This window comes from Paenarthrobacter sp. Z7-10 (assembly GCF_026932795.1).
Taxonomy (GTDB): Bacteria; Actinomycetota; Actinomycetes; order Actinomycetales; family Micrococcaceae; genus Arthrobacter_M.
Genome location: NZ_JADPVH010000006.1, coordinates 48167 through 73150 on the forward strand (window position 1 = coordinate 48167; position 24984 = coordinate 73150).

Annotated in this window: 27 protein-coding genes; 15 read left to right on the forward strand and 12 right to left on the reverse strand. The window is 63.7% G+C overall.

Annotated elements, in window-relative coordinates; all coding sequences use genetic code 11:
• Positions 1 to 6 precede the first annotated feature (6 nt).
• Positions 7 to 1029 carry a non-homologous end-joining DNA ligase gene (ligD, locus tag IV498_RS03275; RefSeq protein WP_269045116.1) on the reverse strand — a complete coding sequence of 341 codons (1023 nt, stop codon included), beginning with the start codon at positions 1027 to 1029 and terminating at the stop codon, positions 7 to 9.
• Between the two features lie 134 nt (positions 1030 to 1163).
• A complete protein-coding gene (locus IV498_RS03280; RefSeq protein ID WP_269045117.1) occupies positions 1164 to 1412 on the reverse strand; it encodes an SCO4226 family nickel-binding protein in 249 nt (82 codons plus the stop codon).
• A 245-nt stretch (positions 1413 to 1657) separates the two neighbouring features.
• Between IV498_RS03280 and IV498_RS03285 the strand changes: the two genes are divergently transcribed.
• The 4 genes from IV498_RS03285 to IV498_RS03300 all read left to right on the forward strand — a co-directional run bounded on the left by IV498_RS03285 (position 1658) and on the right by IV498_RS03300 (position 6852).
• On the forward strand, positions 1658 to 2281 hold the full coding sequence (locus IV498_RS03285) for an L-threonylcarbamoyladenylate synthase (protein WP_269045118.1): 624 nt from the start codon (positions 1658 to 1660) through the stop codon (positions 2279 to 2281).
• Positions 2282 to 2510: 229 nt separating this feature from the next.
• Positions 2511 to 4889, forward strand: a complete 2379-nt coding sequence (locus IV498_RS03290) for an FUSC family protein (protein ID WP_269045119.1) — start codon at positions 2511 to 2513, stop codon at positions 4887 to 4889.
• A gap of 42 nt (positions 4890 to 4931) precedes the next feature.
• Entirely contained in the window at positions 4932 to 5855 is a 924-nt protein-coding gene (locus IV498_RS03295; RefSeq protein WP_269045120.1) for a ketopantoate reductase family protein, read from the forward strand.
• A gap of 76 nt (positions 5856 to 5931) precedes the next feature.
• Entirely contained in the window at positions 5932 to 6852 is a 921-nt protein-coding gene (locus tag IV498_RS03300) for an acetamidase/formamidase family protein (protein ID WP_269045121.1), read from the forward strand.
• 10 nt (positions 6853 to 6862) lie between these two features.
• On the opposite strand, the gene IV498_RS03305 is transcribed toward IV498_RS03300, so the two are convergent.
• Positions 6863 to 7258, reverse strand: coding sequence for a VOC family protein (locus IV498_RS03305; protein ID WP_269045122.1), 396 nt, complete (start codon positions 7256 to 7258; stop codon positions 6863 to 6865).
• Positions 7259 to 7498: 240 nt separating this feature from the next.
• On the opposite strand from IV498_RS03305, the gene IV498_RS03310 reads away from it, so the two are divergent.
• The gene (locus IV498_RS03310; protein WP_269045123.1) at positions 7499 to 8386 is read left to right on the forward strand and encodes a sigma-70 family RNA polymerase sigma factor; all 888 of its coding nucleotides are present in this window, start codon (positions 7499 to 7501) and stop codon (positions 8384 to 8386) included.
• Positions 8387 to 8487: 101 nt separating this feature from the next.
• Here the strand turns inward: IV498_RS03310 and IV498_RS03315 are convergent, their stop codons facing one another.
• The gene (locus tag IV498_RS03315) at positions 8488 to 9042 is read right to left on the reverse strand and encodes a hypothetical protein (protein WP_269045124.1); all 555 of its coding nucleotides are present in this window, start codon (positions 9040 to 9042) and stop codon (positions 8488 to 8490) included.
• A 161-nt stretch (positions 9043 to 9203) separates the two neighbouring features.
• Positions 9204 to 9959: a GAF and ANTAR domain-containing protein gene (locus tag IV498_RS03320; protein WP_269045125.1), complete on the reverse strand. Its 756-nt coding sequence runs from the start codon at positions 9957 to 9959 to the stop codon at positions 9204 to 9206.
• A gap of 306 nt (positions 9960 to 10265) precedes the next feature.
• Here IV498_RS03320 and IV498_RS03325 point away from each other — a divergent pair, with 306 nt between their 5' ends.
• Positions 10266 to 11018 (forward strand): GAF and ANTAR domain-containing protein, encoded by a 753-nt coding sequence (locus tag IV498_RS03325; protein WP_269045126.1) that lies wholly within the window; start codon positions 10266 to 10268, stop codon positions 11016 to 11018.
• 63 nt (positions 11019 to 11081) lie between these two features.
• On the opposite strand, the gene IV498_RS03330 is transcribed toward IV498_RS03325, so the two are convergent.
• Complete coding sequence (locus IV498_RS03330; protein ID WP_269045127.1) at positions 11082 to 12668, reverse strand: FG-GAP-like repeat-containing protein; 1587 nt, start codon at positions 12666 to 12668, stop codon at positions 11082 to 11084.
• A gap of 121 nt (positions 12669 to 12789) precedes the next feature.
• Between IV498_RS03330 and IV498_RS03335 the strand changes: the two genes are divergently transcribed.
• Entirely contained in the window at positions 12790 to 12933 is a 144-nt protein-coding gene (locus IV498_RS03335; RefSeq protein WP_269045128.1) for a hypothetical protein, read from the forward strand.
• Between the two features lie 203 nt (positions 12934 to 13136).
• Here IV498_RS03335 and IV498_RS03340 read toward each other — a convergent pair whose 3' ends face one another.
• From IV498_RS03340 to idi, 5 genes are all read right to left on the reverse strand, one after another.
• Complete coding sequence (locus IV498_RS03340) at positions 13137 to 14156, reverse strand: PHP domain-containing protein (protein ID WP_269045129.1); 1020 nt, start codon at positions 14154 to 14156, stop codon at positions 13137 to 13139.
• Between the two features lie 68 nt (positions 14157 to 14224).
• Positions 14225 to 14506: a YrhK family protein gene (locus IV498_RS03345; protein WP_269045130.1), complete on the reverse strand. Its 282-nt coding sequence runs from the start codon at positions 14504 to 14506 to the stop codon at positions 14225 to 14227.
• 109 nt (positions 14507 to 14615) lie between these two features.
• Positions 14616 to 15242 (reverse strand): uridine kinase, encoded by a 627-nt coding sequence (locus IV498_RS03350; RefSeq protein WP_269045131.1) that lies wholly within the window; start codon positions 15240 to 15242, stop codon positions 14616 to 14618.
• 119 nt (positions 15243 to 15361) lie between these two features.
• Complete coding sequence (locus tag IV498_RS03355; protein ID WP_269045132.1) at positions 15362 to 16429, reverse strand: zinc-dependent alcohol dehydrogenase family protein; 1068 nt, start codon at positions 16427 to 16429, stop codon at positions 15362 to 15364.
• 44 nt (positions 16430 to 16473) lie between these two features.
• A complete protein-coding gene (gene idi, locus IV498_RS03360; RefSeq protein ID WP_269045159.1) occupies positions 16474 to 17031 on the reverse strand; it encodes an isopentenyl-diphosphate Delta-isomerase in 558 nt (185 codons plus the stop codon).
• Between the two features lie 236 nt (positions 17032 to 17267).
• Here idi and IV498_RS03365 point away from each other — a divergent pair, with 236 nt between their 5' ends.
• Genes IV498_RS03365 through IV498_RS03400 form a run of 8 tightly spaced genes read left to right on the forward strand, consistent with a single transcriptional unit; the run spans position 17268 to position 23958 of the window.
• On the forward strand, positions 17268 to 17765 hold the full coding sequence (locus tag IV498_RS03365) for a MarR family winged helix-turn-helix transcriptional regulator (RefSeq protein WP_269045133.1): 498 nt from the start codon (positions 17268 to 17270) through the stop codon (positions 17763 to 17765).
• On the forward strand, positions 17765 to 18934 hold the full coding sequence (locus IV498_RS03370) for a polyprenyl synthetase family protein (protein ID WP_269045134.1): 1170 nt from the start codon (positions 17765 to 17767) through the stop codon (positions 18932 to 18934). The genes IV498_RS03365 and IV498_RS03370 overlap by 1 nt, the downstream gene beginning before the upstream one ends.
• Positions 18931 to 19830: a phytoene/squalene synthase family protein gene (locus IV498_RS03375; protein ID WP_269045135.1), complete on the forward strand. Its 900-nt coding sequence runs from the start codon at positions 18931 to 18933 to the stop codon at positions 19828 to 19830. The genes IV498_RS03370 and IV498_RS03375 overlap by 4 nt, the downstream gene beginning before the upstream one ends.
• Positions 19830 to 21500 carry a phytoene desaturase family protein gene (crtI, locus tag IV498_RS03380; protein WP_269045160.1) on the forward strand — a complete coding sequence of 557 codons (1671 nt, stop codon included), beginning with the start codon at positions 19830 to 19832 and terminating at the stop codon, positions 21498 to 21500. Before IV498_RS03375 ends, crtI begins: the two co-directional genes overlap by 1 nt.
• Positions 21500 to 21982 carry a lycopene cyclase domain-containing protein gene (locus IV498_RS18810; protein WP_330059147.1) on the forward strand — a complete coding sequence of 161 codons (483 nt, stop codon included), beginning with the start codon at positions 21500 to 21502 and terminating at the stop codon, positions 21980 to 21982. The genes crtI and IV498_RS18810 overlap by 1 nt, the downstream gene beginning before the upstream one ends.
• A complete protein-coding gene (locus tag IV498_RS03390) occupies positions 21979 to 22347 on the forward strand; it encodes a lycopene cyclase domain-containing protein (RefSeq protein WP_269045136.1) in 369 nt (122 codons plus the stop codon). The genes IV498_RS18810 and IV498_RS03390 overlap by 4 nt, the downstream gene beginning before the upstream one ends.
• Positions 22340 to 23230, forward strand: a complete 891-nt coding sequence (locus IV498_RS03395; RefSeq protein WP_269045137.1) for a prenyltransferase — start codon at positions 22340 to 22342, stop codon at positions 23228 to 23230. The genes IV498_RS03390 and IV498_RS03395 overlap by 8 nt, the downstream gene beginning before the upstream one ends.
• Entirely contained in the window at positions 23227 to 23958 is a 732-nt protein-coding gene (locus IV498_RS03400) for a glycosyltransferase family 2 protein (protein ID WP_269045138.1), read from the forward strand. The genes IV498_RS03395 and IV498_RS03400 overlap by 4 nt, the downstream gene beginning before the upstream one ends.
• Before the next feature lie 154 nt (positions 23959 to 24112).
• Here IV498_RS03400 and IV498_RS03405 read toward each other — a convergent pair whose 3' ends face one another.
• A complete protein-coding gene (locus IV498_RS03405; protein ID WP_269045161.1) occupies positions 24113 to 24937 on the reverse strand; it encodes a VanW family protein in 825 nt (274 codons plus the stop codon).
• Positions 24938 to 24984 lie beyond the last annotated feature (47 nt).

The following is a 24984-nucleotide window of genomic DNA, read 5'->3' on the forward strand; positions in this document are numbered from 1 at the left end:
GCGCCACTAATCCTTCTTGCGTGCCCGGCTGGGCTGGACCCGCGGCGGTTCGCCGGGCATTTTCGGATAGTCGGGCGGGAAGGGCAGTTCACCCAATCCGGCCTCAACATCGCGCTTCCACCAGGACAGCAGGGTATCCACGCTGCCCGGGTCCGCGTGCATTCGGGCCCACGGATCACCCACGGTCCGCAGCCTATCGGGCACCGTTGTGACCGTGAAATTCGCCGGGTTTGCACCGGAAAGCTCATCCCATTCGAGTGGACAGGAGACGGGGGCGTGGGCCAGCGCGCGCGGGCTGTAGGCGCCCGCTATGGTGCGGTCACGGTTCGCCTGATTAAAGTCCAGAAAGACCCGCGCGCCGCGTTCCTCCTTCCACCAGGCCGTCGTCACCTTCTTAGGCATCCGCCGCTCCAGCTCACGGGCCGCGGCAATCACCGCGTGGCGGACGTCAAGGAATTCATGGGTCGGCTGGATGGGAGCAAAGATGTGCAGTCCGCGGTTTCCCGAGGTTTTCACGAAGGCGCTCAATCCCGCCTCCGCCAGCACGGATCTGAGCTCCAGGGCCACCGGAATGGCGTCATCGAAATCAGTTCCGGGCTGGGGGTCGAGGTCGATCCGCAGCTGGTCAGGATTGTCGGAATTTCCCGCGCGTGAGGGCCATGGGTGAAACACCACGGTGTTCATCTGTACGGCCCAAACCGCAGCCGCCGGTTCATCGAGGACCAACTGCGGATGCGAGCGCGCACTGGGATAGACGACCGGCACGGACCGGACAAACTCAGGTGCTCCCTTCGGAGGATTCTTGGAAAAGAACTGTTCGCCATCAATACCGTCGGGGAACCGCTGCAGGGAAACTGGCCGGTCGCCGTTCGCCGCGATGAACGCCTCCCCCACCGCCGCAATATAGCGGGCAAGGTCGAGCTTCGTCAGGCCCAGGTCCGGCCACAGCACGCGTCCGGGACTCGATATCCGCATTTCCCGGGTGCCGTGCGGACCATCAACGCTGAGAGTGGTTGCTTCGCTTGCCATGGACACAACCTACCCCGCCCGACCGACTGCCGTCCGGACTTTCCGTCCCGGGATGCGTTGAGGTCAACGAACGACGACGACGAGCGCCGCAGCAGTGGCGGACGCCGCCGTCAACCGCGTCGCGTGCACAAGAACTAAACCGCCAACGGAACGGGATGGACTTCGTCGGGGGGATGACCCGCGCGCTCATGAACGCGCCGCACTGCATCCGCGGATGGCGCCTCGGACAGGCAGTAGACCACCCCGCTCTCCGGGTCCGCCCACGTCTTTTTGAAGGTAACCCCCTCCTGATCCTGAATCGCCAGGTCCGCGTCATGCGCAGCCTTCAGGTCCTCCTCGGTCAGCCCTGTCATATTGTGATGCACATCCATGAATTCAGGCATGATAGCGCTCCTTAGCTCTGCCTGCTGTGTCTGGAATCAGACAACAGAACGGTAGGCCTCCTGTGCCCCACGGTCAAGAGGTCTGCGGGCACACCCTCCGCTTCGCTGATTGCTGCCAATCCGGGACAGCGTCCGCCAAGGTACGGCCTGCGCGCCTTTGATTCCAAACACTGCCAGTCTGCCCCTTTCATCGGGCCGAACGCCGCCATGATGCGGGAAGGGTCGACGGGCCGTAGGCTCAAGACATGGCGACATACTTCGACGTTCACCCGCAGGATCCCCAGCCGCGTGTCATTTCGCAGGTTGTAGACCTCGTGCTGTCCGGCGGTCTGATCGCGTACCCCACCGACTCGTGTTACGCGCTCGGGGCGCAACTGGGCAACAAGGAAGCCTTGGACCGGATCCGAACGATCCGCCAGCTTAACGACAAGCACCACTTCACGCTGGTCTGCAGGAACTTTGCCCAGTTGGGACAGTTTGTGCAGATCGACAATGACGTGTTCCGCCGCATCAAGTCGGTCACTCCGGGCAGTTACACCTTCATTTTGCCGGCGACAAAAGAAGTTCCGCGCAGGTTGTTGCACCCGAAGAAGAAAACAGTCGGCGTGCGTATTCCGCAGAACAACGTTGTCCGGGCCCTGCTGGATGAGCTTGGTGAACCCCTGCTGTCCAGCACGCTGCTGCTGCCCGGGCAGGAGGAGCCGCTGACGCAGGGCTGGGAAATCAAAGACAGGCTGGACCATCAAGTCGACGCCGTAATCGATTCCGGGGACTGCGGTGCCGAACCCACCACGGTGGTTGACTTTTCCAGTGGCGCCGCGGAAATTGTCCGGCGCGGAACGGGCGATCCCGCTCCGTTCGAGTCATGAGCGCTACCCCAAACCAGGAAAGTCAGGGCTGACGCCCGTGGACAGACCGCCTGCAGGTAACGGATCCACAGCATTCGAGGGTCAGTCAATATTGGACGCAGGAAGCGCAGACAGTGCAGGCAGCGCAGACAGTGGAGGGACCTTGGTTAGCGGGAGCGAGTCCCCCCGCCCAAATCGAACGTCAGGACGAGGCAGGTTCGGCGCAGGATTCCGGTCCTGGCGTGGCAGGTTGGCGTCCTCGGATCCCGGGCTGACCCGGCTGCGGACAGCGCTGAGGGTTATTTTGGCTGTCAGTTCCGCTTTGCTGCTGGTGGTGGTCATCATCATGTTGTTGGGACAATCTCCCCTCGTTCCAACCATCATGGCCGCTGTCGTGGCCATGCTGGCCTCGATGACCATGAATGACTCGACCCCTGGGGGCAAGGCGATCACCGCCGCGATCGCGCCCATCGCCGCTGGCGTCGGCGCAACAGTATCGATCCTGACCGCACCGATTCCTGCCTTGTCGACAACGGCGTTCATTCTTGTCATGTTCGCGGCAGTCTGGATGCGCCGGTTCGGGGCTCGATTCTTTGCCGATGGCTTCCTGCTCTGGATGGGCTTTTTTATGCCCCTGTTCATTGGCGCCAAGCTGCCTTCGCTGCCCTGGCTGATTCGTGGAGCGGCCATATCCGCAGGCTGGGTCTGGCTCCTGCGCGTCACTTTGCTCAAGGACCGCCCGCACCGCACGCTGCGCCGGATGGTTGACGCGTTCTGGACCCGCACATGGCAGGTCATGCAGACCGCCTCGGAACGGTTGGAAACGCCCGACGACGGCCGGGTCGCCCGCCGTCTGTGGTCCCGCCGGGCGCAAATCACCGAGGTGGCACTGCTGATCGATGGCCAGCTGGCCGATGTCACGGCCGCGCCCATCCCCCGCCGATTCCAAGTCCGGCAATGGCTCATTGAGGTGGAAATGGCCTGTGATGAGGTCTGCGGAGCGGCGAACGAACTGGCGGTCACGGCCGACGTTCCGTCCAGCGTACGGCTGGCGGCCCAAAATGCGCTGCTGGCTCTGGCCCGTGGACAATGGGATTTGGCCCAAACCAAGCTGGAGAAGTTTGCGCATGCGCCGGGCTCCGGCTACCTGCGTCAGATGCGGCGGCTCGCCGTCGCCGCGCAGGCGATCGAAAAAGCCGGGCGGCTCCGGGACGAGCGCGGCACCACGGGTGAGCCCTCCGCGGTCCAATCCACCGCCGTCGAGCTCATCCCGAACTCCAACGACGAACCCCGGCGCAGCCCGGCAAGCACCCGGTCCGATGACCCCGGCGGGGACGAGAATTTCACGTCGGCCGTGACACTCTTCGGAGGAAACCTGCCGGGCACCGCGGGCACCGCCAAAAAGGCGTTGGAAGAGGGCCCCCGACGGCGCTGGACCAACGGCGGGCGCCTGAGCTTGACCACACGGCAGGCGTTCCAGGCGGCACTGGCGGGCGGGATCGCCATTGCCGCGGGGCACCTGGTCTCCGGTCAGCGCTGGTATTGGGCCGTTATCGCCGCCTTTGTCGCGTTCGCGGGGACCTCCAACTCGGGCGAAACCGTCCGGCGAACCAGCGCCAGGGTCGGCGGAACGCTTATTGGCCTGGCGCTGGCCGTCCTCTTCGCCAACCTGACGGTCGGCAACACCGCGCTGGCGGCCGTCTGCGTCTTCATCTGCATCTTCTGCGCGTTCTACATCCAGCGCATCTCCTACGCCGCCATGACCGTCTTTATCACCATCATGCTGGGTCAGCTCTACGTCCTGCTCGGCAGCTACTCCGGACATACGCTGGTGCTGCGGCTGGAGGAGACAGCCGTCGGTGCGGCGATCGGCGTCGCCGTTTCACTGTTGGTGCTGCCCACCGGGACCCGAGCGGCCGCGAAGATCGCCTCCAGCGAGCTGTTTAAGCTGCTGGGCCAACTGCTTGGCACTCTAGCGGACCGGGTTGACCCGGCCGCGCAGGACGAAAATCAAAAGAGATCCAAGGCCGACGACGGCGACGGCGACGGCAAACCCGCCGCAACGCAGGACGACGGCAACGACGGCGACGGCAACGAAGATCCGGCTGCTAAGGGCGCCCCTGCCGATCTGTTGGCTTCGGCGCGCGGCATCGATGCCCAGCTGAACCAGGTCATACAGGTAAACCGGGCGGTCAGCTCCACCACGCCCTCCAGCAGCGATCGGGCCGCACTGCAGCACCGCCTTGATGTGCTCTCCGCAGTGTGTTCGGCGGCTCGCGGGTTAGCGGTGGATGTGCAAACCGCCCGCAGCCCCAGCTCCACACCGCTGGCTCAGGTATGCCGCCGTCTCGCCGAGCTCGTGACCGGATTCCCAGCGGATCTGCAGGGGCGCGAAGCTGGCGCCGCGGATTCGGCATCCGGGCGGCTGGCCGCCCTTGACGAAGAGCTGGCCGAGTTGGCCGACGACGGCAGTGAAATCTGGCTGCGCCGATCCAGACGGCATCTGCAACGGATGTCGGGAGCACTCAAAGTGCTCCTGGATGGGCACTCCGGAAGTCGGCCGGCCAAAGGTCCGCCGGCTCCGCAGCACCTGCCTTACGGCTGGCCCTTGCTTGAAAAAAGGCGGTGACGGTACGCCGGCCTACGCCGGAAACAACAGAGAGGAAAGTTTATGCGGATCGCGGTAATTGGAGCGGGTGGGGTCGGAGGCTATTTCGGCGCGCGCCTGGCAGCCGGCGGAAACGATGTGATGTTCGTCGCCCGCGGAGCCCATCTCCACGCCATCAACGAGCACGGACTGCGGGTAAACAGTGCGCTTGGAGACGAACACGTCATCCCCGCCTCAGCCGTGGCTGACGCGTCGGAGGTCGAAAGCGCCGAGCTGGTAATTCTGGCGGTGAAGCTGTGGGACACGGAAGCCGCGGCAACCCAGATTGCACCGCTCGTGGCCGGCGGAGCACAGGTCATGTCATTGCAGAATGGGATCAGTAAGGACGAGCTGCTCGCCTCACGTTTCCCTCGGGAGCAGATCCTCGGTGGTGCCTGCTATATTTCTGCGGTCATCGACTCACCTGGCGTAATCAGCCATGACGGCACCCTCCAGCGGCTGGTTTTCGGCGATTACGGCGACGCCGCATCGCCGCAGACACTGCAGTTCCTTCAGGCCTGCCGTGCCAGCGGCATAGATGCGCAGCTCAGCGACGACATCGAGCTGGAACTGTGGCAAAAATACGTTTTCCTGGTTGGACTATCCGCAACCACCGCGGCAACCCGACTGCCCATCGGACCCATCCTGGCCAACGAGCGCTCACGGCAGCTATTGCTTGAAGTCATGCAGGAGGTCGTCACCCTCGGCCGCAAACGGGGGGTCAATCTGGATCCCTCGTACGCCGATCACCGGCTGGAATTCTGTGCCGGCCTCCCGCCCACTATGACATCCTCGATGTACCACGACCTCATCCGCGGCAACCGGCTGGAATTGCCCTGGCTCAGCACTACGGTCGCCGCCGCATCAGCGGACTTGGGACTGGCCGCTCCGCGAAACGCGACAATTGCCGACATTCTGGCCCCCTTCGAAAACCCCGTCCGGATCTGACGCACCCCCCCCAGCAAGCCAGCCAGCCGGCAAGCCACGCGGTTATACGGCTGCCGGCAACGAAGAGAGGAATACCATGGACTATTTCCTGGACAAAAGCCACGGCAAGTTCGGTTTCTCGGCTGAACTTGAACCGGCCTTGGTGATCCTGCCTGGCACGGGCGAACGGATCGGGTTTGAGACCAGCGATGAGGTCTACGCTCAGCTCCACGAACATCACGATATCGCCAAACTGACAGTCCAGATCAACCCTGTCACCGGTCCGGTTTATGTTGAAGGAGCCTGTACCGGTGACGCGCTTGCCGTTACCATCCACGAGATCAGGCTGAAGGACCGCGGCTGGGCTGTCAGCTTGCCGGGCGTCCGGGCACTGCAGCACGTTATGGGTTCGGATATGTTCACCCGCCGGGTTCCCATCGACGACGACGGCGTGCACGTAACCGAGCGGCACGTTTTTGCGCCGCTGCCGATGATCGGATGCATCGGCACAGCACCGGCGCGCGGCACAAACTCCACCGTCATGCCCTCCTACAGCCAAGGCGGGAACATGGACCTGACGGACTGCCGGCCCGGCTCCATTGTGTACCTTCCCGTCGAGGTGGACGGCGGATACCTTTCCATCGGGGATATCCACGCCATCATGGCTGAAGGGGAATCCTCCTTTGTCGCCATCGAGGCCGAGGGCATTGCCGTGGTCAGCATCGATCTGGTCAAGGGCATGAATCTTCGCGCACCCCGGGTGGAAACTGCCCAGGACTGGATTTTTGTTGGGCTCGGCGACCCAGTCCAGGACAGCATCACCCGGGGCTATGAAGATATGTTTGCCTTCCTGACCGAAGAACATGACTGGAGCCCGTCAGACGCCTATGCCGTGATGAGCGCCGTCGGCCATTCAAGCCTTGGCGGCCCGACCGGTTCCGCCGTTCCCGACCCGCTCCATCCGATGACCGCCCGTGGGGCTGTGACGGTTCACCGGCTCCCCAAGCGTGTCCTTTAGCCGGCCGCCATCAGGTCCACGCCGGTGCCGGGGAGGCCAGGTCCACGATAATTCCGTCGGGAGTGCGCAAGTAGGAACTAATTTGGCCCCACGGTTTGACCTCGGGCGCCCGCAGCCCAACCGCGCCGGCCGCGATGGCCCGGGCGAAATCTGCTTCGACGCGCTCGGATACCAGAGATAGTTCCACGCTCACCGTAGACGAGGAGGGTGCACCGGCGACGTATCCATCAGGCAGGTGCTGCTGCCCCGATGCATACGATCCGAAAGCGATAACGGTCTGACCGCTTTCGACCTCGCCGTAGCTCCCCGGCTGAACAACCGACGTCTTCATGCCGAAGGCCTTCTCGAAAAAGGCCAGTGACGCTTCAACGTCCTCGACGTAAATTATGGTTTTTGCGAATTTCATCGAAATCGATCCTCTGCTGCGAAATGGTTGCTGCTGACACGGGATGTGGTGCGCCTGGTTTCAGGGCGGCCCCGGTCCCATTCCTTTGACGAAGCCCCGCCACAAAACGTGACACTCCGGCCGTTTCCGGCTGGAGAGACGCCGCGGTCTTTCCCGTTGGAAAGACGCCGCGGCGCGGGTGTCACACCGACGGGGTTTGAATCGTCAACCAAGGAAGGCCACCGCTGAAAGGATGGAGCCGTGAAGGAACAACAAAAGCTCGCCGCCGAGTTCGAGGCAAACCGCTCCCACCTGCGCGCAATAGCGTATCGGATGCTCAGTTCATCCCATGACGCGGACGACGCCGTCCAGGAGACCTGGCTTCGGCTGAGTCGAACGGACACTGACAGCATCGGGAACCTCACCGGCTGGCTGACCACTGTGCTCGGACGCGTGTGTCTGGACATGCTCCGCTCCCGCAGTTCACGCCGGGAGGATGCGTTATCCGAACCAATGTTCGATCCGTCCGGCGGCCCGCGCGGGGGTACCGGCGCGGAGACCGATCCCGAGCATGAAGCGGAACTTGTTGACGCCGTCGGCCTTGCCCTGCTTGTTGTCCTCGATACGCTCGCGCCCAGTGAGCGGCTGGCATTCGTGCTGCACGACGTCTTCGCCGTGCCATTCGAGCAGATTGCCGGCATCCTTGGTACCTCCTCCGGTGCGGCCCGACAGCTGGCCAGCCGGGCCCGGCGTCGCGTGAGAGGCGCTCCGCCAGAATCCACGCCTGATCCATCGCGGCACCGGCAGCTTGTCGACGCCTTCCTCGCTGCCTCCCGGAGTGGTAATTTCACGGCGCTGCTGGAGCTGCTGGATCCCGGTGTCGTACTGCGCGCTGACTCCGCAGCTGTTTCCACCGGCGCCGAGCGAGAAGTGCTGGGCGCCGATGCTGTGGCAAAAACCTTTTCTGGCCGCGCCCAAGCCGCGCAATCGGCCAGCGTTGACGGCAACGCCGGTGCCGTGTGGGCCCCCGGCGGTAAACCGCGGGTGGTGTTTTGCTTCACTGTCAACGCCGGGCAAATTACCGCGATTACCATGCTCGCCAATCGGGACCACATCCGGCGGCTCAATCTGGTCATCCTGGACGCCTGACATCTGCCGAGAAGCGCGGCAGCACCCCACCCGAAGGGCCTCACTTCAGCGCTGTCACTTCAGCTTTGTCACATCAGCTCTGTCACTTCAGCTTGGCCATTTCAGGACAGGCGCAGCGCCGCCTTGCGGGCCTTGACGGCGCTGAAGTAACTGCCAGCAGGCCGAAGCCAGATCAGAACTGTGGCGATGACGGCCGCGATAACCTGGACGGCCCCGACGCCGTAGCCGCTGGCGATGTTCAGCAGGGAAAGCACGGTGATGATGGTCAGGACGATCCTCGCCCAGTTGGCGCCCTTTTTCATAAAGAAGGCGAAGAGCACGAACAGCACCACCCACACGACGGCGAAGATGATGCTGACGGCGATGCCTGCCGCGATGAAAGCGTTGAGGGTGTCCTCGGAAACCTGTTGTCCCTGATTTGAAAGCTGCTGCCGCAGGGCTGGTTTCGAACCGCCGATGGCGCCCAGCCCAATGATGAGGCTGACAACGCTCAGGGCAGCAGCGGCAATATACAACCAGAAAGCGACCACCACCTGCCGGGGTGCCGGCAGCGCCACATATTGTGGCTGTCCGGGTCCCAGAGAGGATCCCTGTCCGCTGTAGGACGGAACCGCGGAGGAGGATTGGTACGGAAAATTGTCCTGTGGGGTCGTCATTCCTGAACTCTAACCACACCGACGGACATTGTCAGCACGCAGCCCAGTTCCGCCACTTTTCCCAAAAGCGCCCCAGCTGACGGAGCGTTGACTCTCAGCTCTCGGCCAGCTCTCGGCCGAATCTCTGGCCGAATCTATGACAGCTGCCGGCGAAGAGTTGGTTAGTGCGGCCCTCCGACTTCGCCGCTGTTGACCAGCTGGTCAGCAATGTCGTAGAGCTTGATATTTGCGTCCTGGCTGGCGCGGATGAGCATCAGGAATGCCTGCTGACCGGTGATTTTGTAGCGCTCCATCAGAATGCCTTTAGCCTGGCCAATTATGTCCCGGCTGCTCAGTGCCTGCTGCAGCTGGCCGGTTTTTTGCGCATCAGCGAAGGCCACCGCCGCGTGGGCCGCGATCAGGAGGCCGACGTGTTCGGATTCATCCGTGAAAGCCTTGGCGGTGCGCGAGTAGAGGTTCAGCGCGCCAAGGTTGTCGCCTTCGACATACAACTGGAAGGAAAGCATGCTGGCCGCTCCAGCCGCATTGGCCTTCCGGGCAAATCCGGGCCAGCGCTCTTCCGCCGCCATGTCCGGGACGCGCACTGTGCGGTGTTCGTAGACGGCATCCAGGCACGGACCCTCGCCGGTCTCGGCCTGCAGTGCGTCGACCTTGGCCGCCAGTTCACTGGACGCCGCCCGCGAGGACACGTCCTTGCGCCCTGTCACCACACTGATGGAGCCTTCATCAACACCGGGGATCAGTTCAATCGCTGCATGCACCATGGCGGTCAAAATGGCTTCGGCATCCTCTTCCTGCTGCAGGGTACGTGCCAGCGCCCCAAGCCGCACCGCCAGCTTGTCCTGGCCTGACGCCGCAGCGGGTCCGGCGTCCTGGAATGAGAAGCCATCCTGTTCGGCCGCTTCGCTCTCATTCACTTGGCACTTCCACCACGTTCGGCCGCCTTAGCTTCATTCAAACTGCTCATCCCCCGTCGCGCAGTGATTCGGCAGAAGGTCCCTGCCTTCCTTCACCCTAACGCCCGCGGTCAATGGGGCAACAGCCTCGGGACTGCCGGCCTCGGAGGTGGTTTATGATGAGCGGGTACGGTTTAGCCAAAAGCCGGTAGCGCGCTTTTCGAATTGAGCGTCGACAATCGAGTCCAGACCGTCTTTGTTCACAGGGGTCAGGGGTTTCCTGCGACGTCAATGCCGCGGAGTATTTATCGGAACGGCAATCCCCACATGGCCATCGACACCAGCCAATACCACGACTCTCCCGCATCCGCTGTCAACGACTATCTGCAGTCGCTGATCCTCGAAAGCCACGACATCGGGGCATTCCTCGACGGGCTGGCCCGCTTTTCCGCTGAAAGTCTCTCCACTGCCGGAGACGAAGTGTTGTGCGGAATTACTCTGCTGCGGGACCGAAAGGCGGCCACAGTTGCCAGCAGCAGTGAATACGCGCGCAAAATGGACGAAATCCAGTACAGCTTCGGCGATGGTCCATGCATGACGGCATCCCGAGAGCAAATCACCATTCACGTTCCCGATCTGGAATTGAACCAGCGCTGGCCCGAGTACGCGGCCACCGTTCTGGAACACGGTATCCGGTCCATCCTGGCCGTGCCTTTCAATCTGGAAGGTGATGCCCGGGCCGCGCTGAACCTGTATTCGGAACAGGTCGGCAAATTCGACTCGGCCGCGCTTGAGAAGGCCGAGACCTACACCAGAGCCACCTCCAAAGCCCTCCGGCTGGGCCTGCGCTTTGCCCAGCACGTCGATACCGCCACAGACCTCCGGTCGGCGTTGGAATCGCGGACCATCATCGACCTCGCGGTAGGCATCATCATGGCGCAAAACCGGTGCGGCCAAGGAAGCGCCATCGAAATCCTCAAGTCCGCCTCCGGCAGCCGCAACATCAAGCTCCGCGATGTGGCAGCGACCTTGGTGGAATCCATCAGCGACGAAGCTCCAAGTACGCATTTCGACTACTGATTTCCGGCGCCCGGGCCGGCGCCTCCACTCCGCATGCCGGAGAGGTGGGCCGATCAGCCCAAATCAGAACGCAGGGTTGATACCATTCCAGCCCGAACCGGCACGCACCCGGGACAGCCAGCCCCCTGACCCATTGCCTGGATACAACCAGAGGACGCCGGAACCGTCCCGCGCGAGCACGTCGGATGCGCGGTCTCCACTCAGGTCGCCCGGGCTTAGTAGCGCCGTCATGGACTGCCAACCGTGACCGACCAGGACCCGCGGCAGCCAACCCCACGTCCCATTACCCGGATACAGCCACAGGTTGCCGCTGGCAGTCTCGCGCGCCAGGACGTCGGTTGTGCCGTCGCCGTTGAAATCGCCCGGTCCAACGATGGCGTTGAAGATGTTCCAGCCGCTGCCCACCCGGACCCGCGGAAGCCAGCCGCCATGCCCGTTCCCCGGGTAGAGCCACAGATATCCAGTCGCCCTCTCCCGAGCCAGCACGTCGACCAGCTGGTCCCCGTTGAAGTCCCCGGGGCCAACAATGGTGCTGAAGGCGTTCCAATCGCTGCCCACCCGGACCCGCGGAAGCCAGCCGTCATGCCCGTTCCCCGGGTAGAGCCACAGATATCCAGTTGACGTCTCACGCGCCAGCACATCCTGGCGCCCGTCACCGCTGAAGTCCCCGGGTGTCTCCAAGGCATTGAACGAGTTCCATCCGGCCCCGATTTGGACCCCGGCCAGGAGCGAACCATGTCCATTCCCGGCGTACATCCGCAGGGCCGCGGTGGCGCTCACTCTGGCAAGAACGTCACTGTTCCAGTTTCCGTCGAAGTCGGACGTCGAGCCCGACAAGCTGGCCGCGGGCACCGGCAGCGCCCCAAATGCATAGGTGCCACAGGTCAGGTCGTAGTCCCGCACGTCGTCGTACCATTGCGCCAGGTAAACGTGTCCCGCCGAAAAACTGGGCTGCGTGCACCTGTCCAATGCCTCTGTCGGGTAGTCGAGCCGACCCGCTGTGGCCCAAACCGGGACACCGGGAAGCCGCCACGATCCCGTGATGCTTTGCCACGCTGACGTGTAGGAATACAGCCCATAAGACCGCCCGACGTCATGCAGCCCACGCATCAGGCCTTCAATAACGTAGCGGTTTTCACTCTGCTGCCGGCCGCCGCCGGTGGGCCAAGGTTGAGCCGTCCGAGGTTCGACGTCGATCCACACCACGGGCGCCGCAAAACCAGTCTTCTGCAGGCTCGCGGCGGCGAAACGGGCCTCAGAATAACCGACATTGGACAACTGTCCCGCCCGGGTCCGCGTGGACCAAGGCCCCCGTGAACCGTAGGACGCAAGCTGCGCCGTCGTGGGGAACGCCGCCAAGGTGTAGGCCTGCGCCGGCTTGGCGTTCGTCTTCGCCCAGTTCACCTGCGACGCCAGGCAAGGGTTCTCTGTGAAGGGAAGCCCCTTCGTCAGGCCGATGACGACGAACTTGGCTGAGGCGGGAGGCAACGGGAGCCCGAATCCACCAGCGGCCACCGAGCACTGCGGCCAGGAAACATCATTTCCGTACTGCGTGGCTGCGGCAACGGGCTGGGCGCCAACTGTCAAAAACCCGACTACAAGCACCCACGCCAGAGAAACTGCAAACCAGCGTCGAACCAGGCCACTCATGACCGTCCTTCCGTTCCACCACAAGTTAACCACCGGCGGCTCCGGAGCACCAGAGTATAGACCCATTCAATGTTTAGCCGCCGGGCAGTGAGGTACTAGGATGACCAGTATGGGAATAGTAATGACACTTATCATCGTTGGAATCGTCCTCCTCATCCTGGGTATCGCCGTGAAAGTCGCGTCGTTCCTGCTCTGGATTGGCATTATCCTGCTCGTCATCGGCGCCGTCATGTGGGTGCTGCGGGCGGTCAAAAGCCGGGCCTGAGCGCCGTCGGATTGCCGCCGGTTCATCGGCGGCAATCCGGCCTTAGGGTTAGCCCATATCCACATATTCAGTTTCTCGAACGCCGGCACCGGCACGGTGCCTTCCGCGTTCGGTCATCCATGTTCATGAATATGGACAAGATGATGGGCAGCGATTTCGAAAAGGGCCCCGCGGCATCGGCCTATGTGGTCGGCACCAATTCCTCAGCGGCGTGAACCGCACCACGCCAGCAGTCTCTCCACCGGCCAAGTGGTGATAATCCGCTCCGCAGGAACATCATTCAGCGCCGCGCGCTCGGCCCCGTACTGCAGGAAATCCAGCTGACCTGGGGCGTGCGCATCGCTGTCAATGCTGAACAGGCAGCCAGCCTCAAGGGCAAGCTGGATGAGTTCGTCCGGAGGGTCCCGGCGTTCCGGCCTGGAATTGACCTCCACGGCGACCTCATTTTCTGCGCAGGCAGCGAAGATCAGCTCGGCGTCGAAGTCCGACGGCGGACGCGTGCCCCGCGATCCCTGCACCAATTGCCCCGTGCAGTGGCCGAGCACGTTGGTGTGCGGATCCCGAATCCCGCTGAGCATTCTGCGCGTCATGGTCTGCCGGTCCGAGCGGAGCTTGGAATGCACGCTCGCCACCACCACATCCAGCTTGTCCAGCATCTGCGGTGTTTGATCCAGGTCCCCGCTCTCCAGAATGTCCACTTCAATGCCAGCCAAAAGACGGAAGCCGTTGCGGCCGTCGTCGAGCTGTGCCAGCAATTCAAGCTGCTTGTCGAGGCGCTCTGCGCTGAGTCCGTTGGCGATCTTGAGGTTGGGCGAGTGATCGGTCAGGGCCAGGTACTGCCGGCCCAAAAGCACCGCGGCGTCAACCATGAGCTCGACGGGGGAACCGCCGTCCGAGAAGTTGCTGTGGCTGTGCAGGTCCCCTCGCAGAGCACGGTGCAGTTCCCCGCCGCCCTCCACGAGTGGAGCCGCACCACGGCCGCGGACGTTTTCAAGGTATTCCGGCACCACGCCGTCCACGGACTGCCGGATGACCTCGAAGGTCCTGCCGCCGATCCCCTTTATGTTTTTGAGCCGACCGTCCCGGGCACGATCGGCCAGCTCCTGGGGTCCCATCCCACCGACAATTTCGGCCGCTTTGCGGAATGCCTGCACCTTAAACGTCGGAGCAAGTTCACGTTCGAGCCAGAAAGCAATTTCATTGAGTGCGTCAACAGCATCCATGCAGCCATCTTTCCACCATGCTGGCGACGGTGCCGGGAAGCCGGGCAATTCTCAACTCAGGATGCCGACTACCCGGACTGCTCAGCCTTGGCCAACTCGTCAATCTTGTCCAGCTGAACGTAACGGAGCTGGCGGACCAGGCGCAGGGTTGGCTTGAGGGCGAAGCAAATGGAGCCCACCAGGAAGCACCACAGGGCAGCGGTCATCGCAGACGGAAAGAAGAACATAATGCTGCCTGCGATGAATAACCCGGCTGCGGTGAAATCAACGATCGTGTAAATTACTTCGATCGTCGCGTAAAGGCGTGCATGCGCGGGGCTCTTGTGGTCTTTCGGATCGAACAGTGGCATTTGAGTGGCACCTCTCAGGCAGCAGCTGCGAACGAACGGGGAGGATCGCCGCCACTGGAAAAACGTCTTCCCTTCCCGACAGGCTATCGCTCAATCTGGTCGGACGGATTCAAGGTACGAGCTGCACCGCCGGGCGGTGTGGATGGTTGTATCGGACCAGGAGGTCCGGTTCCACCTCAAGCTGCTCCTGATATGCCAGCACTGCCGCGAGGGTGAACTGGGATTGAACCGGCGTCCGTTGCCGCAGCGCCGGCTCGTCCATCCTCAGGTGCACTGTGAGATCAAAGTCCAGCCAGCGCCCCAGCAGCATGGGTCCTGCCACCAGCATCACCAGCCCCGCCGGTGCCTGCCGCCGAAGGACTCGGACGGAGCGGTCGGTGCCGGCGTTCCGCAGCCGCGGCAGCCACGACGGCGGGATTCCACAGCTGGCGCCGAGCGGATCGAGAACTTCCCTGCCCAACGCGCCATAATCGAACCACGCGGAGGCGAAACTGTCCGGATCGTCGCGGCCATTCTCGAAGCGCTGGGAAGCCGGAAGCTGGAAGTCATCAAGATCCACCAAGGCTGACGGCCGTCCGGTCTCCTGCAGCCAGACCGCCACTCGCTCGGCGAGTGCCCGTGGGTCCCCGGCTGCGGGTCCGTCCACGGCAACCCGGAGGAGACCGTCGTGTTCGAGGCAACGCTCTCCAATCAACCGGACCAAGCCATCGGGCGTATAAGGGGCGAACTGTGGCATCCTCCAATTATCCCGTCCGGCCAACGTTGGTGGATAACTGAGGACTTGCGCAGCCAGCGACCAACGCTCCGAAACCGTTAAAGTCCACGCCCGGGCTCCCCATCCGTCACCGGGCGGAGCTAAACAGCCGTCCCGCTGCGGCGGGCTGGCGCGATATCGATAACTGTGACTCCGGCCGGGGAGGTGTCACCGGCCATATCCATCAGCGCATCCGGCACCTGTTCAAGCGTGATTCTGCGCTCGATCAGTTTTTCCGGGCGGAGGACCTTGGAGGCAACGAGGCTCAGCAGACCGCTGTAGTCCTTCGCCGGCATCCCATGGCTGCCCAGTATGGTCAGCTCCTTGGCAATGACGGCGGACATGGGGAGGACGGGATCGGACGGGAAAAGCCCGATCTGCACGTGCCGTCCACGTGGCAGCAGAGAGAGGATGCCGGCCGCTGCCGTCTCCGCCCGGCCCAACGCGTCCACCGAGACGTCGATGCCTGCCGGCACGAGCGACTTGATCGCCTGCACCAGCGAGTCCGGAGACATGCCGCGGGAGTTGATTGACTGGAAAGCGCCAAGGTTGCGGGCACGTTCCAGAGGCTCATCGTTCACATCGACAGCAACGACCTGTGCGCCGAGGGCGACGCCAATCATGACGGCGCTAAGCCCCACTCCACCGCAGCCGACGACGAGGAGCCTTTCACCGGCTTTGAGGTTCGCCTGATGCGCCATGCCCCGGTAGGCGGTGGCAAAGCGGCAACCCAGCAGCGCGGCAGCACCGCTGTCAAGGTCGGCGGGTACCGGGATGAGGTTATTATCCGCGTCGTGCAGAGCAACAAGTTCTGCATATGAGCCCCAGTGCGTAAATCCGGGCTGGGTTTGGTTCCGGCAAACCTGCGCGTTCCCGGAAAGACATTCCGGACAGGTGCCACAGGCGCAAACAAACGGCACGGTCACGCGCTCCCCCGTGCCGAAGCGCTTCACTTCCGGACCAACCGATTCAATCACCCCGACCAATTCATGCCCGGGCACGTGCGGCAGTGCGATTCCGCCATCGTGACCCAACCAGCCGTGAACGTCGCTGCGGCACAATCCTGTTGTCTCAACACGCACGACGACGCCGCCCGGAGTCACTGCCGGTTTCGGCACTTCCCGCAACTCAGGCCGCTGACCAAAGTAATCGAATTGAATTGCCCGCATTTGTACCTCCTGGCTGAAATGGCCCGCTGCGCCACTCGGTGACCCTACGGTCGCTGGAAACCTACATTGGCAAAGGCTCCCGCGCGCAGTTGCAGGACCAGCCATGGGCTGAAGGCAAAGGGGACCATGGCTACCGAGCGTTCCAAGCTGGCCGGATCAACCCACGCCCACTCGCAGACTTCGTTCGGATTGGGTACCAGCGCATCATTGGGATTGTGCTGTTGGCGGGCAACGAAGACCGGGCAGAGCTCATTCTCGACGATTCCCGAGGCGTCAACCGCACGATAGCGGAAGTTGGGAAGAACGATTGTGGGCTCCGAAAGCTCAAGGCCAAGCTCGTCCGCGGCCCGCCGCCTGATGGCATGGTCAAAGGTTTCGCCCGGCGCTGGGTGGCCGCAGACGGAATTTGTCCAGACGCCCGGCCATGTCGCTTTCGATAACGCTCGGCGGGTGACCAAAGTTCGTCCCGCGGCGTCAAAGATGTGGCAGGAAAAAGCCTGATGAAGCCGGGTCGTCGTTGTGTGCACGCTCGCCTTGCGTTCAACCCCCACCTGCCGGCCGTCGTCGTCCAGCAGACAAACCAACTCCTCGGACCCTGGAATCTGTTCCGTTTCCAACCCGCTCACGTCGTTCCCTTCCGCTGTCTAAGGACAGCGTAGCCAGCAAATCCAGCGCCAGGAACCCGGCTGCGGCGAAGACCGGATATTTGCTGTCCGGATATCTGGGCTCCGAACTTCAGGACGCGGAGTCAGGACTGCCTTCCTGCTCTACCCAAGTCCGCTTATTATTCGATCATTTGATTATCAAATGGTTTTTTAAGCTGTGCTATCTTTGCGGGATGGAGGAGAAGCCCGCGAAGCTGCAGGACCGCGAGAGCCGGCACGAGGCGTCCCGGCTGATGCGCCGGATCCTGGTGCTCAACCGGGAGGTTGAGAAGGCGCTGGGACGTGAGCTCGAAGTGAACGCGACGGATCTGGAAGCCATGCAGCGGCTGATGGAGCGGGGACCCCTGAGTCCCAGTGCCCTGGCGCAACTGCTGGGGCTCAGCACCGCTGCGGTGACGGTGGTGGTGGACCGCCTGGTCAAGGTGGGGCATGTCTCACGGGAACCACACCCTACTGACCGCCGGAGCCTGCTGGTGGTTCCCACGCCGCGATCCAGCCGGCGGGCAATGGACAGCCTGCTGCCCATGATTATGGAGATCGACGGATTAGTCTCCCGTTACCCGTGGGAGCAGCAGGCTGCGATTACTGACTACCTGGCCCGGACGGTAGAGGTGTTGGAGCGCAGACTGCTCGTGCCACCGGCCGCACAATCCGAAATGGGGAATGCCTGATGTCGGTGCCCGAAGTGCCGCCCTATGTCCCCGGCCTGCATGCGGTGCCAATGCCACGGGAAAGCACCGAGTGGCTGCACCTCGCGCCAGCACCTCTCGTGGGCCGCGACGGCTCCGGTCCAGTTCTGGATGCCTATCTGATGCAGGTTAATACCGTGCTGCATGATTTCTTTACCGCCTCCCGGCTTCGGGCACACCGATTGACGCCGCGCTTCGCAACGCTGTGGGAGGCACTGCAGACGACGACGGAAGGAGGGAAGCGTTTCCGGCCCCGGCTGGTGTTCACGGCCTGCGACGGATTAGGTGGAGCCGACTTGAAAGCCGCGGCCGTGATCGGCGCAGCCTTCGAGCTGCTGCACACCGCGTTGATTGTTCACGACGACGTGGTGGACCGGGACTTCGTGCGCCGCGGACGGCCAAATGTTTCCGGCCGGTATCTGGCCCGGGCGCTGGAGCTGGGACTGCCTCAGAGCGAGGCGGAACACCGCGCGTTGTCCGTGGGTGTGGTGGCCGGGGATCTGGCCTTGTTCAGCGCCTACCGCTTGATCGATGGGGCCGTGGTCTCCAGATCCACCCGGTCCCGGCTGCTCGGGATTTTGGATGACGCCGTCTTCGCTTCCGCTGCCGGAGAGTTGCTGGACATTGAGTTTTCCTTCCCTGACGAGGATCCGCTGATCCAGGACGTGGTAGCCATGGAGCGGCTGAAAACGGCCGTCTATTCCTTCGAGGCACCACTGAAAGCCGGCGCCGTACTGGCCGGGGCAGGGGCTGACACGATCGCCGGACTGGGCGAAATTGGCCACAGTATGGGCATCGCCTACCAGATCATCGATGATCTGCTGGGAGTCTTCGGCGATGAGGCAGGAACCGGGAAAACCACCCTCGGGGATGTGCGCGAGGGCAAGCGGACCGTATTGATGAGCCATGCGGCCGGCCAGCCGGAGTGGGCGGCCATCGCCGGCCACCTCGGAAACCCGGAGCTCTCCCGGGAGCACGTGCAAGAGGTCCGGGACCTGCTGACCAAGTCCGGGTCCCGGGCCCACGCCGAACAGTTGGCCGTACGGTATGCCGACCGGGCCCGGGCCCGAATAGACTGCCCGGACATCCCCGAACCCTTACGCCGTGGGCTTGAGCCGATGCTGAGCGCCTTGCTGGAGCGATCGCGATGAGCGCGGCAAGCACATCCAGCGCGGATCTCTACGACCAGGTCGCCGCGGCCGCTGCCAGCGTGGTGATACGCCGCTATTCCACCTCATTCGGATTTGCCGCGCGGCTGCTGCGCGGGCCGCTGCGTCAGCACATCGAGAATATCTATGCCTTGGTTCGCATTGCCGATGAGGTGGTGGATGGAGCCGCGGCAGCCCGGGTTGACGCTGCCGGAGTGTTCGGGCAGCTCGAGAGGCTGGAGTCCGAGTGCCTGCACGCCCTCGAATTCGGTTACAGCACCAACCTGGTGGTGCATGCCTTCGCACAAACCGCCCGGACAGCGGGCTTCGGCCCCGAGCTGAGCAAGCCCTTCTTCGCTTCCATGCGCTCGGATCTGGCGCCGGGGCCGCTGGGACAGCAGGGATTCGAGCAATACGTCTACGGCTCGGCGGAGGTCGTGGGGCTGATGTGCCTGCGCGCTTTCCTTATCGGTCAGCCGAACCCCGACGCACAATTTGAGCAGCTGCAGGACGGTGCCCGCCGGTTGGGCGCGGCCTTCCAGAAAATTAACTTTCTGCGGGACTTGGCGGCCGACTTCCACGACTTGAAGCGCAGCTATTTTCCGGGCATCAGCCCCGAACAGCTGACGGATGCGCAAAAGAACTTGCTGCTGGATGACATTGACGCCGACCTGGCCATCAGCCGCAGCGCCATTACGCAGCTGCCGGCGACCAGCAGGAGCGCGGTGGTTCTGGCACATTCACTTTTTGCCGAGCTGTCCCGCAGGACACGCCGAACCCCTGCGCAGGAGCTGCTGCACCGTCGGATTCGGGTTCCCAATCCGGTCAAGACACGGCTGGCAGCCGCAGCCGTCCTCGGCCAGAACGGGCTCAGCTACCCGGAACGGGTCCGCTCGTGATGCGCCGCCGGCCTGCCCGCGGCGCAGACGCTCAAGGCGCGCAGCGGGCGGTGGTGATCGGCGGCGGTATTTCCGGCCTCGCCGCGGCGGCCCTGCTGGCACGCCGGGGCTACAGTGTCACGCTGCTGGAACAGCACGACGACGTCGGCGGCCGCGCAGGCCGGTGGGAGTCGGAGGGCTTCACCTTTGACACCGGACCGTCCTGGTACCTCATGCCTGAGGTCTTCGATCACTTTTACCGCTTGCTCGGCACCAGCGCGGCAGAGCAGCTTGACCTGGTTCGGCTGGACCCGGCGTACCGGGTCATTTTTGAAGCCGACCACACACCGGTGGACCTTCCGGCCGGACGCAGCAACGCCGTCGAACTTTTTGAAGCCCTGGAACCCGGTGCGGGAGCGGGGCTGGAGGCGTACTTGGACTCCGCGCACCAGACCTACACGCTGGCCCTCCGGCACTTCCTCTACACGTCCTTCCAGTCCTACCGCACGTTCCTGCGGCCGGAAGTCCTGTTCCGCCTCCCCCGGCTGCTGCGTTTATTGCTGCAGCCGCTGGACGGCTTCGCGGCCCGCTTCGTCCGCGATCCCCGGCTGCGCCAGATCCTCGGCTATCCGGCCGTGTTTCTGGGCGCCTCCCCCTTTAGCGCCCCCAGCCTGTTTCATCTCATGAGCCACCTGGATCTCACGGACGGCGTGCTGTACCCGATGGGTGGGCTGCAGACGGTGATCCGTTCCATCCGCGACCTGGCCGAAGCCCAGCAGGTGCGGATCCTCACGGGAGCCCGGGTCACCGAGATCCGCACTGAACCCACCGGCCACCGCATGCGTCCGGCCCGGGTCACAGGTGTGCGCTACGCCGGTCCCGATGGAGCAACTCTGGACCTGTCCGCGGATGTGGTGGTGGGCGCGGCAGACCTGCACCACATGGAAACGACACTGCTGCCCACGCGGCTGCAAACATACGGCGAGGCCTACTGGAACCGCCGCATCTCCGGGCCCGGTGCGGTGCTGCTGTGCCTCGGCGTGGAGGGCGAGCTGCCCCAGCTGGAGCACCATACCCTGCTGTTCACCTCGGACTGGAAGGATAATTTCGGCCGCATCTTCGGCGCCGCGACCTCCGTGCCGGATCCCGCGTCGCTGTACATCTGCCGGCCCAGCCGCACCGACCGCTCGACCGCACCGGCCGGCAGCGAAAATCTGTTTGTCCTGGTTCCAGTGCCCGCAGACCCGACACTGGGCCGCGGCGGCGTGGACGGCGACGGTGATGAGCGGATCGAACTAATTGCCGACGCCGTGATAGAACAGATCTCGAGCTGGGCCGGAATTGACGATCTGGCCGGCCGCATTCGGACCCGACGAACCATCGGACCAGGAGATTTTGCCGCCGACCTCAACTCCTGGCGGGGTGGCGCCCTGGGACCGGCGCACATTCTGCGGCAAAGCGCTTTTTTCCGCTCCGGCAACGTCAGCCGAAAGGTGGCCGGACTGGTGTATGCGGGCAGCTCCACCATCCCCGGCGTTGGCCTGCCGATGTGCCTGATCAGCGCGGAACTGGCCGTCAAACAGCTGGCCGGTGACCGGAGCAGCGACCCGCTGGCCGAACCGCTCAGCCGGATGAAACCGCAGACGGGAACGGCGGCCTCTGGTTCTCGCGGAACGGCGGCACACCACTAATGGGGTTTCTCTACCTTGCCGTGCTGCTGCTGTCGCTGTCTGGATTGACCATGCTCGATTGGCGCTACCGGCTGTTCTTTTTCAGCCATCCGGTCCGGGCCGCCCTGGTTCTCGCCATTGGGGTGGGGTTCTTTCTGGCTTGGGACTCGGCGGGCATTGGGCTTCAGATTTTTTTCCGCGCCGAGACAGGCATCATGACAGGCGTCCTGCTGGCTCCTGAGCTGCCGCTGGAAGAACTCTTCTTCCTGACATTTCTCTGTCAACTGGCCATGGTCCTGTTCACTGCCTTATCCCGGCGAGCGCAGACGGGAAGTTTTAAGCCTGCGCCGCCAGCCGCAGAAGTCGCACCGCCTGGCGCGGGAGCCCCGATGTCAGCCACGGAGCTCACGCCACCAGCCACGGCAGCCCCGTTGCCAGCCATGGGGCTCACGCCACCAGCCACAGAGGCCGCGCCCGCCCCGTCCCGGGAGGGGTCGGCATGACGTACTGGGCTCTGAACGCGGTCTTCCTGATTCCCGCCGCCGTCGTCTGTCTGCTCGCCTTCTGGCTGCGGCGTCGGGCGAAGTCTGCCGCCGCAGCCGCCCTGACCGCCATCGGTCAGTCCGCAGCGGTACTGCTGGCACTGACGTGCATCTTCGACAACGTTATGATCGCGGCGGGGCTGTTCAGTTACGGAGCTGGCAGGATTTCCGGGGCACGGATCGGACAAGCTCCGCTGGAGGACCTCGCCTACCCGCTTGCCGCCGTCGTGCTGTTGCCGGGACTGTGGCTCCTGCTTAGCCCCCGCCCGCTTCGGCCCCGGACCAATTCCGTGCTGCCGGCACCGGAGGGCAGTGCCGATGAGTGAACATCCCGGCACAGCATCACGGGCGCGGATCCTTTTCGTCTCCTCCAGGCCACTCTCCTGGGTCAATACCGCCTATCCCTTCGGCGCCGCCTACCTCCTCACGGCCGGCCACATCGATCCAACATTCGTGATCGGATGCCTGTACTTCCTCATTCCCTATAACCTGGCCATGTACGGCATCAACGACGTTTTCGACTACGAATCGGATCTGCGCAATCCGCGCAAGGGCGGCGTGGAAGGGGCCGTGCTGGACCTGTCCATGCACCGGATCACGCTGCTGGCCGCGGCCCTGACCAACTTGCCGTTCCTGGTTTACCTTGCAGTGGCGGGAAACCCGTTGTCCCTGCTGGTCCTGGCGGTCAGTGTTTTTGCCGTCCTGGCGTACAGCGCGCCCGGACTGCGCTTCAAAGAGCGTCCGTTCCTGGATTCGGTCACTTCAAGCACCCACTTCGTCAGCCCGGCCGTCTTTGGCTTGGCTCTGGCCCAACCTCACTGGACACCGGCACTCTGGGCGGTGCTGGGAGCCTTCTTCCTCTGGGGTGCGGCAAGTCATGCTTTCGGAGCTGTCCAGGATATCTCCGCAGACCGGGAGGCCGGGATCGGTTCGGTGGCCACGGTACTTGGCGGCCGCAGCACCGTCCGGTTGTCGGTCGCAATGTACCTGCTGGGCGGGCTGCTGATGCTGGCTGCCGATTGGCCCGGGCCGCTGGCGGCTCTGCTTGCGCTGCCGTATGCGCTTAATGCCGCGCCCTACTGGTTCATCCGGGATGCGGAGGCAACGGCCGCCAACGGGGGCTGGCGGCGATTCCTGTGGATCAACTTCCTGACCGGCTTCCTGGTCACCCTGCTGCTGATCTGGTACGCCCTTCGGATTCACGGATGATGCCCACGCTCTCCGTCGTCATTCCCTGCCGGAACGACGACGCCGCGCTGCAGCGCTGCCTGGCATCACTGGCGCGGCAAAGCCTTCCTCCAATGGAGGTGATTGTGGTGGACAACGCATGCTCCGACAACAGTGCCGGCACCGCTGCACGGTACGGCAGCATAGTGGTCGTCGAATCGAGAGTTTCGATCGGTGCCGCCGCTGCCGCCGGCTACGATGCCGCCCGCGGGCAGATCATCGTCCGCTGCGATGCCGACAGCCGGCCGCCGTCGGACTGGCTGGCACGAATCGCCGCGCATTTCGCCGCCGACCCGGACCTGGACGCGCTGACCGGGCCCGGTGTTTTCTATGGCATCTCCCGTCCCCGTGCCGCCGTGGCGCAGGCACTGTACATGACGGCCTACTTCCTCCTGATGGGGGCCGCCATGGCCCACTGGCCGCTGTTCGGATCCAATATGGCGATGCGCCGGACTCTCTGGTGCGATGTGCGCAACGGGGTGCATCGAACCGATCCACAAGTGCACGACGACGTGGACCTCAGCTTCCTGCTTGGATCACGGCGCATCCGCTGCGACCCGCGGCTGCGGGTGGGCATCTCGCCGCGCGCCCTCTACGGTGTCTCCAACGCGGAACTCCGCCTGCACCGGGCCCTGCACACCCTTCGGGTGCACTGGCAGCAGGAATCACCCGGTCGCCGATGGCAGCGCCGATTGCAGCGCCGGAGCTAACACCGCTCTTTAGGAATTGGGAAGCGGCCCGGCCGACTGAACAACGACGGCATTTGGGTACACCTTTGGTCGCGGTTTGTGGTGCCGGGGTTGCTGTCCCTACTTCGGCTAGGGCGCTTCGCCGACGCTGGCGACTGCAGCGCCGTCGGCCATGTCATAACGGAGGGTCGACGACGGCGGCGGCGGCCGTGGCGGCGGCTGTGGCGGCGGCTTCGCTGGAGTAAATTGGCATCCGGATCAGCTCCCTGTCGTACATCACCAGCGCATTGTTCTCCAGCAGCAGTTCGGAGCGCAGTTCGTTCCCGGTCCTTTTATCACGCTCGCTGCCGAAGATCCTGTTGTGCCGGTAGACCTGCCCCTCCCGTTCATAAAAGTAGGCGCCCCGTTCCGTCACGTGGTACTTGCTCGCCGGGGGCCTCGCGGCGCGCAACTCACCACGCAGATGCTCCTCAGTGAGGGAGATCCGGACTTGGAAGGTATTGTCCGTGCTGTTGCGGACCCGGTAATCCAGATAGTTGTACACGATCGACGTTCCGCTACCGAACGGGATTTGCCGGTTGAAATCGGGGAAAAGGTCCAGCTCCCCGTGATGGTGGTGCTCCACAATGTCCAGCGGACTGTGCAGCACCATCCAATGCAGCAGATTGGTGAACTGGCACATCCCGCCCGCGATGCCGGAATCCGGGCCCCCATGGCTGATGGTCAGCCCCATTCGGTATCCCTTACGGGCAGTGCAATGACCAACCAGTTCCCAAAAGGAAAAGGTCTCGCCGGGACGGATCAGGATGCCGTCGATGTGCGGAGCAGCCAGACCCAGGGTGACCGCCTTGTTCTCCTGCAGCTCCAAGTCAACGTTGCCCAGTCGGCGGCGGATCAGCGAATTATGCCGGTATACCGTCACCGGCAGCGGCGTCAGATCGCGGCTGGTGGCGAAGCGGATTCCGGCCAGGACATTCCGGATTCGGCGCTGCAAAATCATCCTTTCCACGGACAACCAGTAGGTCTGCGGCGACAACTGTGAAAACA